This window comes from Candidatus Binatia bacterium, from assembly GCA_023150935.1.
In the GTDB taxonomy this organism is placed as follows: domain Bacteria; phylum Desulfobacterota; class Binatia; order HRBIN30; family HRBIN30; genus JAKLJW01.
This window is the reverse complement of record JAKLJW010000156.1, coordinates 1-569: the sequence shown is the minus strand read 5'-3', so window position 1 is coordinate 569 and position 569 is coordinate 1. Positions and strand designations below refer to the sequence as shown.

The window sequence follows — 569 nt, the reverse complement described above, 5'->3', positions numbered from 1 at the left end:
GATGGGCCCCCCCGGCACCACCTGCACGACCGCGAAGTTCACGAGCATGATCGCGAACAGGGTCGGGATCACGAGCAGGAGGCGGCGGACGACGTAGGCCCCCATGCGCGCGGGCTAGCGCCCCGCTTCCAGCGCCGCCGCCTTCCCCGCGTCCCACCACCAGGTGTCGAGCTGGAAGCCGTTCTTGGGAACCACCGAGGGCATCCCGAAGCGGTTCCAGTAGGCGATCCGGTCACGGGCGATGTACCAGTTCGGTACCACGTAGTGGCCCCACTGGAGCACGCGATCGAGCGCGCGGCACGCGGCCACGAGGCTCGCCCGGTCCGGCGCCGCGATGATCTTCTCGACCAGCGCATCGACCGCGGGGTCCCGGATCCCGATCGTGTTGCGGCTGCCCTCGCGGCCCGCGGCCTCGCTGCCCCAGAAGTCGCGCTGCTCGTTGCCGGGCGAGTCGGACTGGGGGAACACCGAGAGCGTCATGTCGTAGTCGAAGGTGTCCATCCGGCGCTTGTACTGCGCGGAGTCGACGGTGCGGACCGAGACAGCGACCCCGATCTTCTCGAGGTTCG

General features: G+C 69.8%; 1 protein-coding gene. It reads right to left on the bottom strand.

Annotated elements, in window-relative coordinates; genetic code table 11:
• Window positions 1-114: 114 nt before the first annotated feature.
• Window positions 115-569 (bottom strand): ABC transporter substrate-binding protein (locus L6Q96_23480; protein MCK6557509.1); only part of this gene is annotated, 455 nt, incomplete at its 5' end.